Below are 17,575 nucleotides of genomic sequence, written 5' to 3'. Positions count from 1 at the left end.
ATCCCTCCCCCGCTTCCACTAACCTCACCGCCATGTCGTTCCGCGCACGCTGCTTCTTCCTGCTGATCACCCTCGTCTGCACCGCGATCACACACGCAGAAAAGCCGGCGCTCCTCACTCGCATATTCAAACTCCCGCCCGACTTCATCTCCTGCGAAAGCGCTCCGTCACCTGAATCAACGGCAGACAAAGATCCCTTTGCCACACGCGAGCCCGCCACCAGTCCAGCGCTCGATTCACCGGCTCATCCAAAGCTCAAGACACCACGGCAGATCCTCGAATCCATCGGCGTCACTTTTCCCGAGGGAGCCAGTGCCAGCTTCAATCCGTTCACCAGCCTCCTCACCGTCACAAACTCGGTGCCCAACATCGAGATCACCGAGGCGTTTGTGGCTTCGATCACTCAGCAGGCGCCTGCCAATGTCGGCTTCACCCTCACCATCATCGAGGCTCCTGGCGACCTCATCCGCCAGTCCAATGCCCTGGCCTCCCGCAGCCTCGATGCCGCGCCCGCGCTCGCCTTGCTGCTCGATCACGCCCAAAAACCCGGCTCCAAGGTCCGCGTCGTAGGCGATGCCTTTCTCGAAACCAAATCCGGCACCCGCGCCACGCTCGATGCAGGCCTCGAGCATCGCTATGTCAGCAATGTGTCCCTCGATGCCAAGAGCCGTTCCGCCATCTCCGCAGAAACTCGCCACCTCGGCCTGCATTGGGAGATCGAGCCCTCCGTCAGTACGGACGGCGCCTTCATCGAGACCTCCCTCGCCCTGGATTTCTACCCAGCACCTCCGACCACGCGTCAGCTCAGCATCAGCGATCCCCTCACCGGCCACGCCACGGAGTTTCCCCTCACCGATCTCCCCGGCACTCAGATCAATACCAGTGTCAGCTTCCTGGGTGGCGGCACCAGACTCCTCGGCATCACCCGGCCAGTCGGCACACCACGCGAAAACTCAGACCTTCTCTGCGCCGTGTTCCTCACCGCCACGGTCCGCCGCGTTGAGGCACTCCCCGCTCCGCAGCCCAAAGTGACATCACCCTCAACCATTCCCAAAGGCATGCAGTTCGCCGCCATGCATGCCCCGGACGGAGTATTTGACGAGGCCCTGCGCCCCAAGTTTGAAAATGAGATTGGAGAACCACCGCGTCTCTCGAAGCCCCCCACTCTCCAGACCCATTTTGCCAAAGCCGGCGCCACCTTTCCCCCAGGCTCCTTCCTTGAACACCGCGAGGGCGTGCTGCGCTGTGTGAACACCCCGGACAACATCGCGCTCATCAGCACCATGCTGGAGCATGACCTGGCCGTCTTTCCCAAAACAGTCGCTTTCACCTTCCACACCCTCGAGGCACCCGCCCCTTTGCTGCGCGATCTCACCCGCGAGACACTCGCCTCCACCGACGACTCCGCCATGCTCGCCGCAGTAGAAGCCGCAGTCGCCCGTGGAGAGGCCAGGTTCATCCAGTCCGCCTTTATCGAAACCAAGTCCGGCAACAAAGCCGCTCATCATTCAGCGCACGAGCACTGCTACCTCGAAAGCGAGGGCTCCGACGGCCAGGGATATCCAAGCATCATCTTCGACACCCGACGGGTGGGCTCCGTCATCGAGGTCGAGCCCACCGTCGGCGCAGACAGCCGCACGGTGGAGCTCACCTGTTTTCACGAACTCCATCCCACGCCGCCGGTCACACGCCAAGCGCAGCTCCGCGATCCCGCCTCTCAGCAGCCCTTTGACCAGCCCCTCACCGACTTCAATGTCCACAAAATCGTGACGGGCATCAACCTCACCAAAGGCGGCACCAAGCTCCTCGCGCTCAATCCTCCCGCCGGCCATCCAGACACCGGCGTCCTCTGGGCCACCTTTGTCAAATGTGAGGTCATACCACAGGTGGCCAGATCCCCTTACTCCTTCGTCCCTCCTCCGCCTGCGAGCGATGCCAAGGAAATCCACACCCGCTCCTATCGCGTTCCTCCCGATTTTCTTTCCGCAGGAGGAGATGCCACCACCCCGGATGACAAAAAGAAACCCAAAACAGCCAAGGAGATCCTTGAAGCCGTAGGCATCACCTTCCCCCCAGGCACGGCCGCCTATTACGGCCCGCCATCGACACGGCTGGTGGTCACCAACACGAATGAAAACCTCGACCTGGTGGAAGCTTATGTGGGTTGGGGTTGTGGTTCCATCCGGCACACCACTGCCTGCACCGCCCACGTGTTACAGGGCCCCGGCCCGCTCCTGCGCCGGCTCGCCGCCCAGGCTTCCAGCAAAAGCAATCACCGCGCCGAGCTCGATGAACTCCTCACCGCCGTGAAAGCCGGCACCGTGCAGCATCTCAACATGGCTCGCGTCGAGACCAGGTCCGGCACCCGCGCCTCATCCACCCAGAACAACGAGCACATCTTCATCGCTGATGTCAGCCTCGACGACAAACAACGCATCAGCTTCAATCAGGAAATGCGGCAGGTTGGCCTGCGCCTGGAGCTCGAACCCTCCGTAGGCTCCGACGGTGCCACCGTCGAACTCACCCTCTCCAACGAATTCCACACTGCCCCTCCCCTCGAACATCGCGAGCACCTCACCGACACCCAGGGCCACCGCCTCGAGTTTCCCCTCACCGACTTCTTCACCACCCGGACCACCACCGCCATCACCCTACCCTCCACCTCCGCCCGCCTCCTCTCCCTCTACAAGCCCACCGGCAAACCCGAGTTTGAAAAACAAGACATCCTCCAGGCCATCTTCATCACCTGCGACATCCTCCGCCCAGGCGAGTAGCCACACCCGGCACAGTCAGGGCTGCGCCGTCAAAAGGTCAGTCATTGTCAGGATGACCACTCACATCCCAGCCCCCATCGCCATTGTCTTTTGCAAACAAATACCACACCATACCACCAAGAGCCTTTACCCGATTCCGTGTATTCGGTGTATTCCGTGATTTCAATTTCTGAGTCTCTCCGCGTCCTCCAGATTTCACGTCACCCCCATTTCCGAAATCATAAATCACAAATCGTAAATCATAAATGCCATCTCCCCTCACTCCTCAAGCTCCGTGTAGTGCCTCCTCCTCGGCGGCTCCGTCACCAGCGCCTTCTGCTTCCACAAAGTGGCCAGATGCAGATCCTTCTCGCAGCCCACTCCCTCAAGATAGCACTGCGAAAGGCTCTTCATCGCCTCCACCACGCCCTCATCGGCCGCGGCCTTGATCGCCGCAAAACCCGTCCGGCGCTCCTTCGTCGTCTGCCCGTGATTTAAGAGCACCATGCCCGCCAGGTTCTTGGCCGGCGGAAAGGTCTCCGCCACACGCGAGAGCGTGTCATACACATCCTGCCACAGCGCCGGGTCATGCTCCGCCTTCCGCCACAGCAGATGCGCCGCCAGATACGCCTCCAGCGGATGCCTGGACCTTCTCATGAACGCCAGCGCCAGCTCCCCCGCCTTTTCAATGTCCTGCGCCACCCCGCGTCCCTGAAACAGCGCCTCCGCATAGTAAAAGCGCGCATCCCGCCGCTTCCCCGCCTCAAACGCCCTTTCATACAGCGCCACGCTCCGCGCCAGATCGCGCTCGCACCCATACCCCGCCGCATAAAGATGCCCCTCCAGCAGCATCGCCGAAACACTGCCATGCTCGGCCAGTTGATGCACCGTCTCCGCCCACGCCGCGTCCAGCCACCGGCTCCTCATGAAAAGCTGCCTCGCCATCCGGTCGCACACCTTGTCCGCAAACGGCCGCCAGAAAGTCTCCTGCGGAAACTCTGCCACCGCCTGCATCAGCACCTGGAGCACCGGCTTGAAGTCCTCCGTCGCCTCCAGCCCGCGCATCTGCTCTAAAATCCCCCGTCGCGCCTCCTCCATCTGCTCCGCCCTCGTAAAGGCAGGCCTCAACGCGCGCAATGACGCAGCACTCACAAACTGCTCCTTCCCGGGCAGCAGTTCGGCGGCCTCAATGGCATCGCTCGCATCGGTAATGCGCCAGCGGCCCTCCGCATCGCGCCGCACTGTGCACACCAGCACACCTTTCCCTCTCGCGATGCGTCCCCCCCGCTGCACCTCAAACTGAAACGGCTGCGTGACTTTGATCCGGTCAAACGTCTCCACCTCCGCCTGAGCTCCCGCCACCACGCCGATCCGCCTCATCGGCCACCTCGCGCGCAGCTCCTCCTCCTGGCGCAGCAGCACCTCCATCGGCGGACGGTCCAGCTTGAAAAACTTCCCCTGCCCCGCCGCCACATGCTCCAGCAGCGTCGCCACAGACACCTCGTTCCACGAGCGCACATACGCAGCCGCACGCTCCAGCGCCTCCTGTGTGGCAGAAAGTTTCGCCGCAGCCCGCTTGTCTCCGCCCATGCGTGCCCTCTCAAAGGCCCCCAGCGCCAGCTTCACGTCCGCTGCGGTGCCATCACCGTGCTCGTAGCGTTCTCCCAGAGGCATCCACGCAGACATCTCACCCATCCTGGCCGCCATCTGCAGCTGCTTGAAAGCCTTCGCCGTGCAGCGCCCCGGGTTCTCCGCATCATCGATCACGCTCACAAAATCACGCAGCGCTTCCCGTCGCCCCCCTTCGGCGGCCCTCTGCAGCAGCTGCACCACCTCCTCCCCACGCTGCCCCGCAGCCCTCAGCGCCAGCGCCAGCACATGCATCGCATGCACATTCCCCTGCTCCGCCAGCGGCATCAGCACCCGCGCCGCCAGACTGGGCGCTCCCGCCCAGATCAGGTCTTCGCACGTCCTCACTGTCTTCTCCGGCTCAGGCGCAGCCTCAGCACGCTCCACCGTGCCCGGCCTCGCATCAGCAAGATGGTCCAGATGATGCGGCCAGTACAAGATCCCCGCGACCATCGCCCCGCACAGCATCACCCCCGCCAGCAGCAGCACGGGCGACCTCTCTTCATCCACAGCCCGCTCGGCACCCACCGCACATGCCACAGCCTGCGTCGCTGGCATCGTCGGCGGCACCGGCGCAGGCACCTCGCTCACAGGCACGGCAGGCCTCTCCAAAATCACCCCGCCCACACGCTCACCAGCCCTGGGTTTCAGGCTGATCGGCCTCAGCAGATAGCCCCTTCGGCTCGGGCGCGTCCCCGGCACCGCCGCTCCCGCCACCGCCTCCTGCGATGCCATCACCTCACCCTCAGCCAGATCCACATCAAACACCTCCCCGCCGATCCCAAGCCTGAACGGCGCATTCACCTCCAGCTCGCTCGCGATCACCCCGTTCACCGAGAACTGCGCCGCAGCATGCACCCCGATGATCTGAAAGGTCCGCTCTCCGGTGCGATACATCTCACAGTGCCTCGGCTGTATGCCCACGCCCTCAAAAGTCACCTCACAGTCCGGCCCGCATCCCAGCGTCAGTGTTGCATGCAGCGGGCACGAGATCCGGTGCTCTTCGTCTCCCGTTCGCAATGTCAGAACTGTCAGGGCCATCGCCCAAGTATGCTAAATAACCCTTTAGCGTCGAGTCAGCTTTCCATCAAACAATCGGTTGCCTCCTCACTTTCCGGCTCCCAGCTCCTGGTAGTAGCGCTTCACCAGATCCCGGAACTCCGCCGGCACCGGATCACGGTCCACCGGCGCCAGGTTCTTGACCGCATCCTTCTTCGACAGCTCCTCCACCACCCGATCCCGCAGCTCCATCAGCGGCTGCGTGATCCGTGTGTTCAGGTGCGACACCTGCGGCGCCTCGTTGCTTCGCTTGAGCTCAATGCGCAGCGCCCGGGCGCGATCCTGCACCTTCGCCGCTTCATTGCGCAGTTCTGAGTTCTCCAGCAGCTCCTCCACCGTGCGCAGCCGGTCGCTCCACTGCTCGTAGCCGTTGCCGGTAAAGACACCCGTGTCAGGCTGCTCCTTGCCGTCTTCAAAAAACAGCGCCTCAGGCACCGCTCCGCCCGCGATCTGCGGCCGCCTGCGGTCATTGTCCGAATCACGGTCCCCCGTGGTGCCGATGCCCATGTCAGAGTTGGCAGCCTGCTGCGCCTGCCCTCGGCCTGATCGCGCCCCCTCTCCCGGCTGCGGCTGCCCCTCACCCGGCTTGCCGCTGCGGTCCGCCGTTTGACCGGATTGCTCGCCCAGTCCCTGTCCTTGCCCTTCCTGTCCAGGCTGCATGCCTTCCTTCCCAGCTCCTTGTCCCGGCTGCTCGCCATTCGGTTGCTGCGCAGAGGCCTGCTGCTGGCCCTGGCCTTGCCCCTCAGCTCCGGGTTGCTGGCCCTCCTGGCCTTTCTCGCCCGGCTTGCCACCCTGACCGGGCTTCTGACCGCTCTCCGCCGTCTGCGCATCCTTGCCTGCGCCCGGGCCTTCCTGGCCCTCCTGTCCCATGCCCGGCTGCTTGCCCTGCTGGATCGTCATCTGGGGCTGCCCCTCGCCATCCTTGCCCTGGCCATCCTTGCCCTGCTGTCCTTCTCTAGGCTTCTGACCTTCACCAGCTTTCATCCCCTTCTCAGCAGTCTGCTGGCCCTGCCCTTCCTGGCCTTGGCCCTTCTGCCCCTCGGCAGCCTTGGGATCAGTCTTCTCTCCCTGCCCTTGAGGATCGGCGGCATTCGCAGTCTTGGCGCCTTTGTCGCCCTTCTCACCTTCACTGCCCGCAGCCTCCTGCTCCTGCGCTTCCTTGATCAGCTTATCCAGCTCGTTCTTCGCCACACGCAGCGCCTCGCTCTCGTTGCCCAGCACGCTCTCAGCCGCCTTCTCCACGCCCTTTTTCAGCTCCTCCACCGCATTCGCCGCCTTGCGCTCGGCATCCTTCGCCTCCGCCTGCGTGCCATACCGCAGCTGATTTTGCGCCTCCTGCAGGTTTTCCTCCAGCGCACTCGTCTGCGCCTTGCGCACGGCGTCGTAGAGGTTGCGGTGCAGCAGCGGCTCACTTTGCTCCGCCTGCTCGCTCAGCTGCTTCATGCTGTTCAGCAGCTTCTGCACCTGCTCCTGCTGCCCCGCCACCTGCCGGCTCTGTGCAGCGTTCTGCATGTTCCGCTCGATGTCTGATCCCGCCTCCTTCTGATTCTCCAGCGCCTCGCTGATCTTCTTCTGGTTCTCCGCCGCGTCACGCGCCTGCTGGCGTATCTGCTTCATCTCCTCCGCAAATTTCTTCGAGGTCTTCTGCCGGAAATCCTCCCCCATCTTTTCCAGCTCACGCTGCGCCCGGGTGGTCGAGTTCGCGGCATCCGTCAGCTTTTCATTCTTCAGCTGCTCGGCCGCCTCCATCGCCTTCTCGCGCGCCTGGTCCAGCTTCTCCTTCGCCTCCGCCATGTTCTGCGCGTTTTCCGGCTTCTCCATGCGCTCCTTCAGGTCGTCGATGTCGCTCAGCAGCTGCTCCTGCTCCGTCTGCAGGCGCTTCAGCTGGTTCTCCAGCTCCTGCTTCTCCTCCTCCGTCTTCGCATTCGCCATCTGGTTTTGCAGCTCCTTGATCTTCTCCGCTATCGCCTCCTGCCGCCGCGCCAGCTCCTTCAGGCGGTTCAGCACCTGCAGGTTTTCCTGCTGCTCCGCGGTCTGCTCCTCCGTCGCCTGCTTCTCCTCCTCATAGCGCTGCTCCTTCTGCTTCAGCTCCAGGTCCATGATCTGGTTTTTGTTGGCCTGCTGCCCGGCCCCCTTCTGCGGCTTGTCCTGCCGCACCACCTGGTGCTCGCGGCTCTGCGCACGGTGCAGCCACTCCAGCGCCGTCTGCTCAAAGGTCAGCGCCTGGTTCAGCGGCGACCGCTTCTTTTCCTCCGCCGCCTGCTGCAGCGGCCCCTCGGCATCCTTCAGGCTCTTCCACGCCTCCGTCAGGTACTGCTTCACCTGCGAATCCTCCGCCTTCTCCATCCCCTCCTTCACCTTTTCCAGGGCGATCCCCGTGGACTGATGCACCACGTTGATGTCAGGCACCGCCGCCTCGATCACGCGCCCCGCGTTCGTGTCTCGGATGATCTTCCACGTCGCGTTCACCAGCTGCTTCACCAGGTCCACCAGTTCGTCGCTCTGCGCCTTCAGCTGCCCCGGCTCGCTGGGCGGCGCCTCCATCTCGCGGAAAATATCCTCAAAATGCCGCACATCGGCAAAGAACATGTCGCTCATGTTGCGCCGCACCTCGCCCTTCGGCCCGGTGTCCTCCGCCCATAGGTAGTAGCTCACCAGCTGCCTCGGCTCCGCGTGCTCCTTCTCCAGCACCAGCTCAGCCCGCACATCCTGCTTCTTCAGCGGCTCGGTCACCGCATGCTTGAACACGATCTCCTTGCTGCTCCCGTTGATGCTGAACACCGCCCCCGACTTCACCACCCCCAGGTCGTCAGACACCTTCGCCTCCACCGGCAGTTCCTGCAGGCTCGACACCTGCAGATCCCGCTTCGGGAAGACCACCTCGATCTTCGCCAGCTGGTTCGACTGCACCGTCACCGAAAACCACGGCGGATTCTTGTTCCCCCTCTCCGCCTCATCCACCAGATGCAGCCGGTACTTCAGCGTCTTCTCCGCCATCATCACGCCTTCCAGCACCGTGGCATCTCCGGCTGAAGCCGTCAGCGGGATCACCGTCTTGTCCTCGCCAAAAAGCTCCGCCGCCGTCAGATGCGGCGCAAAGGGGCTCACATCCTTGCGCCCCGCGCCACCCGCCTCGCCGCTCCCGATCAGCGGCTTGTTCACCTTGATCCGCCACACGATTTTCGCTCCCTCGAGCGCCGTCACCTTCTTCGTGTTCTTCGTCTCCTTCACCGGCAGCTTCGTGTACTCCGGCGGCGTCACCGTCACATCGCTGCTCACCAGCGCCGGATAGTCAAACACCGAGATCGTGTGCACCTCCGACTTCTGCCCGCTGAACTCCACGTGGTATTTCATATCACGCGCCACCTTGTGAATCATCCCGCCATACACCTGCTCGTCCACCGTCAGCCGCATTGGCAGCCGCTCACGCTCCTGGCCGTCAGCCTCGCTCACCACCAGCGTGGCATCCGCAGGCACCGGCCCGTTGAACCTCGCCTCCACGATCAGCTGCATGCCGCGTTCCAGCTCGGTATCTCCCGGCGTCAGCATCGCTTTAAACTCCGTCGGCTTCGTCGGCTCCTCCGTCTTCTTCTGCACAGCCACCATCTGGCTGCGGTGCTCCTGTACCCTCAGCGCGATCTCCGTGACCAGAAACACCACCACCGCCAGGCACGCCCCCACCAACGCCCGCATGTACGGCTTCTGCGCCACCGTCACCTGCCACGGCTGCGTCGCCGCATGCGCCAGCGCGCGGTCGATCAGCCTCTCATGCAAAAAACCCGCCGGCTCATCCGCACCCGGTTCATGCTCGATCGCCGTCAGCAGCAGCGCATCCAGACTCGCATGCCGCTTCTCAATAAGGCGCGCAATCTCCCGATCACTCCACACATTCCGCCGCCCCTTGATCCACGCGACCAGTCCCAGCACCACCAGCCCCAGCATCGACCACCGGTCCACCCTCTTGGAAATCTCAAACCCATTCAGCGTCGCCAGCAGCAACGCCCCCCGCACCACAATACCCGCCACCAGCACCACCGCCAGATGCCTCATCAGCCGCGCCCGGCGCAGGATCTCCCGTACCTCAGCAATCCGGGCTTCAAGAATGGTGCGAGCGATCATGATAGTGTCATTAACGGTATAAGAACGAGAAATCGTGCGAGCCAGGCGCCAGCAAAGTGGTCCGCACAGTCCCCTGTGCGGCGCTCCGCCACACCCAGCCGCCCCGCAAATGCCTGTCCAAAGAGTTCGTCACTCCCCTAAGTTTGCACGGTCCCACCCGTTCGGTTTCTAAGCTGCTGGTCGCTGCCATAATAAAAAATGGTCCGTTTTGAGCCCGGCCATCACAGGATTCCGGGCAATGTAAGCACGAAACTTCTCAAACGAAGCTTCGTTGCGCACAAGATGATCAAAACTCTCGTCCTGCCAAAACCGCCCGCTGCGCCCAAGAGTCTGATTGATCCCTATGGCCATCCATCTCTTCCACGACTCCACTTGCTTGAGCATGGCTTCCCGCGCGAGTCCGCCGACCAGGAGATGCACATGATTGGGCATGACCACATAATCGCCCAGCACATACCGGCTGCCATCAAAATGATGCAAAGCATCGGCCACCAGTCGTGCAATTTGAGGATCACGCAGTGCGCACTCACCGTGGCAACCATCAAGCTCGCTTTCCAAAGATCGGGCAAACTGACGAAAATCATCCCGCGCGGCCTCGTCGAGCATTTCAAAATCGAGCCGCCAGTCTCTGGACGCTGGATTGATGTCGTGCGCTAGCAGCCAACTGTTTCTTTCCTGTCTCCACCGTTGCCAGACCACACGCGGAATGGAATCCGCAGTACGCCAGGTGATGAAGTAGGTGGACTGAGCCTGATCCCAATGAGGCAGGTTGCCCCGGGTGACGGTGACACCCGCGACCGGATTGAAAAATTGAAAACGTTCGGGCATCACAGCATTCAAAAACACTCATTCGTTTAGGCGGAGCCATGGGATGCTGCGGAGTCCCGCACAGGGGACTGTGCGGACCACTTTGAGCTGCCGCTTCGCCCCGCAACCCAAGTTTCCAGCACAAGAACAGCCAGCAGCACCAGAAGAATATACCACCACGACTGCTGCCTCTGCTCAGTATCCGTGGCCGTGAGCCGCTGCTCCGCACTTTCTCCAGCCCCGGCCTTGTCGTCGCTGCCAGCCAGCTTGATCCCATACTCCGCCAGCTTCTGCGGCGGCATCGGCAGCACCCGCCCTTCGTCCGGCGGCAGGTTGACCGCCACGGACCGCATATGCGTCCCACCCTGCACTTGGTGCAGCCCCGCCTGCGCCGCCGTAAAAGTCTCCCCCGTCTTGAGCGCATGCACCTTCCCATCCGGCTCCGTGACCGTATGCGCAGCCCCGCTGTCCAGCGGCAGCACATCCCCCACCACCAGCGCACCCGCCGAATCATGACTGAATCCCGCCGCCGCCAGCCAGCCGTACAGCAGCGGTACAAACTTCGTGCTGAGCGCCAGCTGGCTGTCTCCCGGGTGCCATCCCGACGCCAGCACAATGAGCGTCCCCTGCCCAATCCGTGCGCTGAGGATCGCGGGTTTCCCGTTGTCAAAACTCGCCAGCGTTTCCAGCTTGCCGCCTGCGTCCTTGACCTCAATCTCGCGCTGCTTCCAGAAGCGCAGCTTCGTAAAGTCCCGCAGCTTCGGATCCGCAAACGGCCTGAGCAGCGGGTGCTCCGTCTTGACCTCCGCCAGCATCCGGTAGTCCCCCTCCCCGCCACCGTCCTTGACCGTGATACCAGGTATGCCCGTGAGAGTTTGTAGCAGAGCAGCATCGGCGGCGGAGGTGACGACCTCTACCAGAAACCCGCCCCCGCTCACAAAGTCGCGCAGCCCCGCATGCATCGCAGCAGGCGGCGTCGGTCCCGACACCACCAGCAGATCGGGACTCTGCTTCGGCAGCGCCGGGCTTGCCGTCAGCGCCGGAGCCAGCGTCGCCGTGGGCTGCAGCGCACGCGCCAGGTAGTACAGTGGAGCCGCCGCCTCATCCCGCGTGCTCTCCTCTCCCAGGAAATGAATGCGCACTGCTCGCGGCTGCGGCGGCGCGATGAAGAGCCGGTTGTCAAAATCATGCCTGTCACCGCTGAGCACCAGCGTCGTCGCCTTCGCCTCATTCGGCGGAGCCACCAGAATGCGCGAAGCCCCCGGCGGCATCTGCGATGAAATCCCGCCCGCCGCTGGAGCCCCCTGCCACGCCAGCGTGAAATCCCGCAGCGCCGAATCCCGCGTGTTGCTCACCCGCACGCGCACCAGCGCATCCGCGCCGCTCTCATCATCACGTGCAGCCAGAGCTATAGAAAAGTTGTCATTAGTCGCAGGCTCCAGCCGATGCACCTCCACACTCAGCTCCGCAGGCCACGCGATCGTCCTCAGCGCATCCAGCCGCGTCCCTTCCTGCAGATCCGAGATGAGGTGAATCCGCTTCTTCAGCCCCGCCGTGCTCGCATCAAACGATGGCACCGCCGCAATCAATGAGCGGTCCAGCTGCGTGGCGCTCCAGCCCGGCGACATCTCAGCCAGCCGGCTTTGCAACGCAGCCATACGATTCCCCGGCGTGTTCCGATCCTCCTCAAAACTCCACACCCCCGTCAGTTCGCGATCAAACACCGCCAGCGCCACACGGTCCGTGATCTTCGCTTCTTTGAAGAGCCGCACCGCTTCTTCCACCCCACGCTTCCACAGATCCTCCCGCCGCATCGACGCACTGCGGTCCAGCAGCACCAGCGTCGCCCGATCCGCAGACTTCGCCACCGAGTTCTCCCCCTGCAAAAACGGCCGCGCAAACATCAGCGCCAGCAGGATCAGCGCCAGGCAGCGCAGCGCCAGCAGCAGCCAGTTCTCCAGCCGCCTCTTGCTCACCGGCACCGGCGTGCTCGCATCCAGAAACATCAGTGTGCTAAACTCCACCCTGTCCTGCGGCGGCTTGCGTCTCAGATGCAAAAGTATCGGCGCAATGATCGCCGCAGCACCCGCAAGGTAGATGGGAAAAAGCCAGGACATGGGAATGACGAGCTAGGTGGCTATGCGTGCCGCTGCAGACTTGGAAGCCTTCTTCCTCTGCCGCGCAGAAAGAAAATCAAAGAGCACCTCCTCCAGCGGCTGGTCCGTCGGGCAGAAGTGATACTCCACATTGTGCCGCTCCGTCGCCTGCAGCACCGCCTCGCGATGCGCCTGCAGCCGCTTCAGATAATTCTCACGCACCAGCAGCGGATCAATGAACCGCTCCGCCCCCGTCTCCGCATCCCGGAAATACGTCGACTTCTCAAACGTGAAATCAATCTCCGCCCGGTCCATCAGGTGAAACAGCACCAAATCGTGACCCATCGCGCTCAGCAGCGCCAGCTGCTTCTCCAGAAGCTCCACCGGCGCCAGCAGATCCGTGATCAGGCAGATCATCCCCCGCTTCCTCAGCAGCTCCGCCAGCTGTCCCACCGACACCGCTAGCGACGTCCCCGCCGCCTTCGCCGGCCTCTCCAGCTCCGTGATGATCCGCCGCAGATGCCCCGGTCGGTTTCGCGCCGGCAGATGCTCCTCAATCCCATCCGCAAACATAGTCAGCCCCGCCGCATCCCCCTGCTTCATCAAAAACGAAGCCAGTGTCGCCGCCAGCGTCGCCGCATAATCCGCCTTCTTATAGCCAGCCGATCCAAACCCCATCGACTTGCTGTGATCAATCACCAGCTGACACCGCAGGTTCGTCTCATCCTCAAACTTCTTGATATAAGTCCGGTCACTCCTCGCCAGCACCTTCCAGTCAATATACCGAGGATCATCCCCCTGCACATACGCCCGATACTCCGAAAACTCCACCGAGAACCCATGATAAGGACTCCGGTGCATCCCCTTCCAAAGCCCCTCCACCACCACCTTCGCCCGCAGCTCAAGCGACTTGATCCGCATCAGCGCGGCAGGATCGAGAAACGTGGTGGTCTGAGCAGGCATCGGGTTGAAAAATGACGAATGAGTAAATCCGAATGACGAAATAATGACGAAACGCTGGCAAACCTCGTCACTTGGGAGGAGGCGCTTTCCGCAGAATAGCCGAGAAAATGAGATGCAGCTCCTTGGCCTCCTGCCAGATCGGCTTGGCCGCTTCGCGCATCTCAGGCTCCGCACGGACAATCATGCGGCACCAATGCTTGGTTTCCCGCGACTCCTTTTTGCAGGTGGCGATCTTGTTTCGGAAGTCTTTGTTCGAGATGGCATCATCCGCTTCTCCATAATTGGCACCGACGCTGGTTCCCGACCGAACGATCTGCGAGATAAGCGGCTTGGTCACTTCGTTGCGTGACACCGCCTTGGCAAAATCGATCACGTTTTCGCCAAACACCGCAGTGCGCTCCTCCACATCGAAATTCTTGTCACCCCCAGCGCTCATCTTCGTCATTCGGCATTCAGATTTATTTAGTCATTCGGATTTACTCATTCGTCATTTTTTCTCCCTAGGCTTTCACATGCTCCAGCAGCCTCTGTATCACCTTCTCCACCGTCACCCCTTCCGCCTCCGCCTTGTAATTCACCAAAATACGGTGCCTCAGCACCGGCAGCGCCATCGCCCGAATATCCTCCACCGTCACATGCGTCCGGTTGTGCAAAAGCACCCGCGTCTTCGCCCCCAGCACCAGGTTCTGACTCGCACGCGTCCCCGCGCCCCAGCTCACCCACTGGTTCACAAAATCCGGCACGCCATCTCTTCCCGGCCTCGACGCTGCTGAGATCCGCACCGCATACCGCGCCACATCTTCCGCGATCGGCACCTTCCTTACCGTCTGCTGAAACGCCAGCATCTCCTCCCCGCTGAACAGCCGCTGCACCGGCTCGCCCTTCCCCGCCGTCGTCTTCGTCACCACCGCCACCTCATCATCCTCGCTCAGGTAGTCGATCACAATGTTCAGCATGAACCGGTCCAGCTGCGCCTCTGGCAGCGGATACGTCCCCTCCTGCTCGATCGGGTTCTGCGTCGCCAGCACAAAGAACGGCTCCGGCAGCGGCATCGTCTTCCCGTTCACCGTCACCTGATGCTCCTGCATCGCCTCCAGCAGCGCCGCCTGCGTCTTCGGCGGCGTGCGGTTGATCTCATCCGCCAGGATCATGTTCGCAAACACCGGCCCCTTGCTGAACACCAGCTTCCGCCCCTCCGGGCTGTCCTCCAAAATCTCCGTCCCCGTGATGTCAGATGGCATCAAATCCGGCGTGAACTGAATGCGCTGAAAGCTCAAATGACAAACATCCGCCACGGTTTTAATCAGCAGCGTCTTCGCCAGCCCCGGCGCCCCGGTAATCAAACAATGCCCCCCGCTCAGCAGCGCGATCAGCATCTCATCAATCACATGCAGCTGCCCCACGATCACCTTCCCCACCTCCGCAAAAATCCGCTGCCTCGCCGTGGAGAGCAGCTCGACGATCTGGCGTTCAGTGAGGGTGGCGGACGACGGCGATAGATCGGAGGGAGCGCTCATGGAAAGGAATGCTCTATCAAACAGCGCCCGCGATGCCAAGTTTTCATCCACCCCGCAGGAACTGCAATTGATCCCCCTTCCAAGCGCCAGCGTCCCCAAAGGAGAGGGATCATCTTGATCCCTCAACCTTTCACCCTGCTGTTCCACTCACACGCCACCCACCGCCCATTTTACAATTCTTAGTTTTCAGTTCTCAGTTTACAATCCTCGCGCACGCACCCGTGCCTTCCCAAGGTCTACCTCGCCCACGCCGGCTCCGGTTCCTTCTCCCCAGCACCCACGCCCACCAGCTCCTCTTCCTCCACCTCCTCAGTCTCCTCCAGCAGCGGCGCAAACCTCTCCGACCTAAACCCCAGCTCCTGCTTCACGCTCGAGTGCGGATCATCCGGATTGTTCAGCTCCTTCAGCAGCAGCAGAATGTCAAACTCCGCTCCCGCCAGCTTGATCTCCGCATCATCGTTCACCACAAACTGCGGGTTCGACCGCCCTGCGCGGATCGCCCTCACCGTGTAGATCTCATCCTTCTTGGGCAGGGACTTGTACAAATCAAAGACCCACGGGTCGAATTGATCATCGATGCACACAACTTGCTGGCCGGTTTTAAACATGCGCAGGCGTTATAGCCATGAGATGCGCTCTGGCAAGAGATTGACAGAGCAGGCTGCTATCTTGTTATCATGAGCAGGCACCGTCCTCCACACATGAAAATCTTGATTCAGACTGTCGCATCTTTGATCGCCGCCTCCTTGCTCGTCAGTTGTGCCACAAACGACCATCCTCCATGCCGCAGGGTCAATGCCCAGGAGTTCATGCGCCCTCACACCTTCAAAGGCATCGCCTCAGACCGCTTCATTGGCACCAGCAGGCCGCTCTCCTTCTTCAGCAAGTCCGGCAAAGCCTACAAGGAAATCTGGGAGCCCGGCCTCTTCCACGGCTGGGCGGTGATCTGGATCCCTGTCACGGAGCTGCCTCCAGATTACCTGGCCGAGGCACGTCAGAAACCGAACCGCACGCAGCCCCGGTAAAATTCGCCATTACACAAAAAAGATGCCGTGCTCCCCGGCGATCTCCACCAGGCGTCCCATGTCAGGCCCGCCCTCTTTCGCAAACTCCACCGCACACCGGTCAAAGAAGTTTTCAAAGCCCGACGGCACCGTCGTGATCAGCATCTTCAGCGGCGTCTGCCCCGCATTGCGGAAGGCATGCACCGTCCCCTTCGGCATAAAGACCGCCGTGCCCGGCACCACCGCCGTCCATTGCCCGTCCTGGAAAAACTCCGCGCTGCCCTCGATCACATAAAAATTCTCATCCTCCCGCGTGTGGTAGTGCGGCGGCGGCCCGCCCCCCGGATGCGTCGTCTCGATCCACTGCGTAAACCGCCCGCCCGACTGCGCACCCGTGATCACAAACTCCACCTCATCCCCAAACACCGCCATCCCACGCCCCTGTCCAGGCTGGGTGATCACCGGCACAGCATCATTCACAGTACTCATATTCCGCGATCCTAGCGCAACCCATCCAGCTCGCAAGCCATTGGCAAACCCCAATCGCACTGCCGCACCCGACCTTTCAGGAAGCCCCGCAACTTCACGTCCCCCCTGACGTTGAAGCCCACAATCCTCCCACCTCTCCAGCCATGCTCCGCCATCTCTTCCACCTGCTCATCCTGCTGGCCACCATCACCACCGGCTACGCACAGCTCCAGCTCCCCCAGGGCATCAGCAGGCTCGACATCACCTTGGGCGGCGTCCCCCGCACCGGCTTCATCTACACCCCCACCACCGCCAGGGAAACACCCGCACCCGTCATCTTCGTCTGGCACGGCCACGGCGGCACCGCGCTCAATGCAGCTCGCTCCTTCGCCATGCACAGGCACATGCCCGAGGCCATCTCCGTCTATCTCCAGGGCCTCAACACCCCCGGCCAGCTCACCGACCCCGAAGGCAAAAAGCCCGGCTGGCAGCACGCCGCAGGCGCCCAGGACGACCGCGACCTCAAGCTCTTCGATGCCGCCCTCGCCTACCTCAAAGAGCACTACAAAGTCGACACTAGACGCATCTTCTCCACCGGCCACTCCAATGGCGGCGGCTTCACCTACCTCCTCTGGCAGACACGGCCCGATGTCCTCTGCGCCGTCGCCCCCTCCGCCGCAGCCTCCATCCGCCTCAGAGACACCCCCTTCAAGCCCAAGCCCTGCATGCACCTCGCCGGCACCGCAGATCCCCTCGTCAAATTCGAGTGGCAGCAGCAGGCCATCGCCAGGGTCAAAGAGATCAACCAATGCGAGCCCGAAGGCAAGCCCTGGGCGCCCAATTGCACCCTCTACCCCTCAAAAGCCGGCACCCCGCTCATCACCTTCATCCTCCCCGGCGGCACCCACAAGTTCCCCGAAGAAGCCCCGCCCCTCATCGCCAGATTCTTCAAAGAACAAGCCGCCGCCGTAAAGTAAAAGCACTTTCCGCAAAGTACGACAGGCACTCCTGCCTGTCGGTCAGCGCTCCGCAAACACCCACCCCATTCAGGCACTTAGACACTCCTCCAGCACGCATCTCCACCGCTTGGAGGATAGCCGTCCCGGCTGTCCATGGGAGACAGGCTTCCAGCCTGTCCTGCGCATCACACTGACTCGTGT

General features: G+C 62.2%; 12 protein-coding genes. 3 read left to right on the top strand and 9 right to left on the bottom strand.

The annotated features are described in order from the left end of the window. Positions 1–32: 32 nt before the first annotated feature. Positions 33–2,774, top strand: coding sequence for a hypothetical protein (locus ACFQDI_RS08295; RefSeq protein ID WP_377165351.1), 2,742 nt, complete (start codon positions 33–35; stop codon positions 2,772–2,774). A 258-nt stretch (positions 2,775–3,032) separates the two neighbouring features. On the opposite strand, the gene ACFQDI_RS08290 is transcribed toward ACFQDI_RS08295, so the two are convergent. From ACFQDI_RS08290 to ACFQDI_RS08255, 8 genes are all read right to left on the bottom strand, one after another. Continuing rightward, positions 3,033–5,423 (bottom strand): tetratricopeptide repeat protein, encoded by a 2,391-nt coding sequence (locus ACFQDI_RS08290; protein ID WP_377165349.1) that lies wholly within the window; start codon positions 5,421–5,423, stop codon positions 3,033–3,035. A 66-nt stretch (positions 5,424–5,489) separates the two neighbouring features. Beyond that, positions 5,490–9,560, bottom strand: a complete 4,071-nt coding sequence (locus tag ACFQDI_RS08285) for a hypothetical protein (protein ID WP_377165347.1) — start codon at positions 9,558–9,560, stop codon at positions 5,490–5,492. A 168-nt stretch (positions 9,561–9,728) separates the two neighbouring features. Further along, positions 9,729–10,388, bottom strand: a complete 660-nt coding sequence (locus ACFQDI_RS08280; protein WP_377165345.1) for a transposase — start codon at positions 10,386–10,388, stop codon at positions 9,729–9,731. Positions 10,389–10,414: 26 nt separating this feature from the next. Continuing rightward, the gene (locus ACFQDI_RS08275; protein ID WP_377165343.1) at positions 10,415–12,484 is read right to left on the bottom strand and encodes a BatA domain-containing protein; all 2,070 of its coding nucleotides are present in this window, start codon (positions 12,482–12,484) and stop codon (positions 10,415–10,417) included. Between the two features lie 12 nt (positions 12,485–12,496). Further along, positions 12,497–13,426 carry a DUF58 domain-containing protein gene (locus ACFQDI_RS08270; RefSeq protein WP_377165341.1) on the bottom strand — a complete coding sequence of 310 codons (930 nt, stop codon included), beginning with the start codon at positions 13,424–13,426 and terminating at the stop codon, positions 12,497–12,499. 67 nt (positions 13,427–13,493) lie between these two features. Beyond that, the gene (locus ACFQDI_RS08265; protein WP_377165339.1) at positions 13,494–13,862 is read right to left on the bottom strand and encodes a four helix bundle protein; all 369 of its coding nucleotides are present in this window, start codon (positions 13,860–13,862) and stop codon (positions 13,494–13,496) included. Between the two features lie 64 nt (positions 13,863–13,926). Beyond that, positions 13,927–14,943, bottom strand: a complete 1,017-nt coding sequence (locus ACFQDI_RS08260; protein ID WP_377165337.1) for an AAA family ATPase — start codon at positions 14,941–14,943, stop codon at positions 13,927–13,929. 236 nt (positions 14,944–15,179) lie between these two features. Next, positions 15,180–15,551, bottom strand: coding sequence for a hypothetical protein (locus ACFQDI_RS08255; protein ID WP_377165335.1), 372 nt, complete (start codon positions 15,549–15,551; stop codon positions 15,180–15,182). Between the two features lie 93 nt (positions 15,552–15,644). Between ACFQDI_RS08255 and ACFQDI_RS08250 the strand changes: the two genes are divergently transcribed. After that, positions 15,645–15,968 carry a hypothetical protein gene (locus ACFQDI_RS08250; RefSeq protein ID WP_377165333.1) on the top strand — a complete coding sequence of 108 codons (324 nt, stop codon included), beginning with the start codon at positions 15,645–15,647 and terminating at the stop codon, positions 15,966–15,968. Positions 15,969–15,977: 9 nt separating this feature from the next. Here the strand turns inward: ACFQDI_RS08250 and ACFQDI_RS08245 are convergent, their stop codons facing one another. Next, the gene (locus ACFQDI_RS08245) at positions 15,978–16,436 is read right to left on the bottom strand and encodes a cupin domain-containing protein (protein ID WP_377165331.1); all 459 of its coding nucleotides are present in this window, start codon (positions 16,434–16,436) and stop codon (positions 15,978–15,980) included. 143 nt (positions 16,437–16,579) lie between these two features. Between ACFQDI_RS08245 and ACFQDI_RS08240 the strand changes: the two genes are divergently transcribed. Beyond that, positions 16,580–17,392, top strand: coding sequence for a CE1 family esterase (locus ACFQDI_RS08240; RefSeq protein ID WP_377165329.1), 813 nt, complete (start codon positions 16,580–16,582; stop codon positions 17,390–17,392). Positions 17,393–17,575 lie beyond the last annotated feature (183 nt).

The organism is Prosthecobacter fluviatilis (assembly GCF_042655725.1).
In the GTDB taxonomy this organism is placed as follows: domain Bacteria; phylum Verrucomicrobiota; class Verrucomicrobiia; order Verrucomicrobiales; family Verrucomicrobiaceae; genus Prosthecobacter; species Prosthecobacter fluviatilis.
Note: the sequence above shows the minus strand (reverse complement) of the source record. Positions and strands in the feature narration are given on the sequence as shown.

What these genes read in the sequence shown, in the direction of transcription:
- ACFQDI_RS08295 (WP_377165351.1), top strand. Translation starts at nt 33, where the DNA reads ATGTCGTTCCGCGCACGCTGCTTCTTCCTGCTGATCACCCTCGTCTGC.
- ACFQDI_RS08290 (WP_377165349.1), bottom strand. Translation starts at nt 5,423, where the DNA reads ATGGCCCTGACAGTTCTGACATTGCGAACGGGAGACGAAGAGCACCGG.
- ACFQDI_RS08285 (WP_377165347.1), bottom strand. Translation starts at nt 9,560, where the DNA reads ATGATCGCTCGCACCATTCTTGAAGCCCGGATTGCTGAGGTACGGGAG.
- ACFQDI_RS08280 (WP_377165345.1), bottom strand. Translation starts at nt 10,388, where the DNA reads ATGCCCGAACGTTTTCAATTTTTCAATCCGGTCGCGGGTGTCACCGTC.
- ACFQDI_RS08275 (WP_377165343.1), bottom strand. Translation starts at nt 12,484, where the DNA reads ATGTCCTGGCTTTTTCCCATCTACCTTGCGGGTGCTGCGGCGATCATT.
- ACFQDI_RS08270 (WP_377165341.1), bottom strand. Translation starts at nt 13,426, where the DNA reads ATGCCTGCTCAGACCACCACGTTTCTCGATCCTGCCGCGCTGATGCGG.
- ACFQDI_RS08265 (WP_377165339.1), bottom strand. Translation starts at nt 13,862, where the DNA reads ATGAGCGCTGGGGGTGACAAGAATTTCGATGTGGAGGAGCGCACTGCG.
- ACFQDI_RS08260 (WP_377165337.1), bottom strand. Translation starts at nt 14,943, where the DNA reads ATGAGCGCTCCCTCCGATCTATCGCCGTCGTCCGCCACCCTCACTGAA.
- ACFQDI_RS08255 (WP_377165335.1), bottom strand. Translation starts at nt 15,551, where the DNA reads ATGTTTAAAACCGGCCAGCAAGTTGTGTGCATCGATGATCAATTCGAC.
- ACFQDI_RS08250 (WP_377165333.1), top strand. Translation starts at nt 15,645, where the DNA reads ATGAAAATCTTGATTCAGACTGTCGCATCTTTGATCGCCGCCTCCTTG.
- ACFQDI_RS08245 (WP_377165331.1), bottom strand. Translation starts at nt 16,436, where the DNA reads ATGAGTACTGTGAATGATGCTGTGCCGGTGATCACCCAGCCTGGACAG.
- ACFQDI_RS08240 (WP_377165329.1), top strand. Translation starts at nt 16,580, where the DNA reads ATGCTCCGCCATCTCTTCCACCTGCTCATCCTGCTGGCCACCATCACC.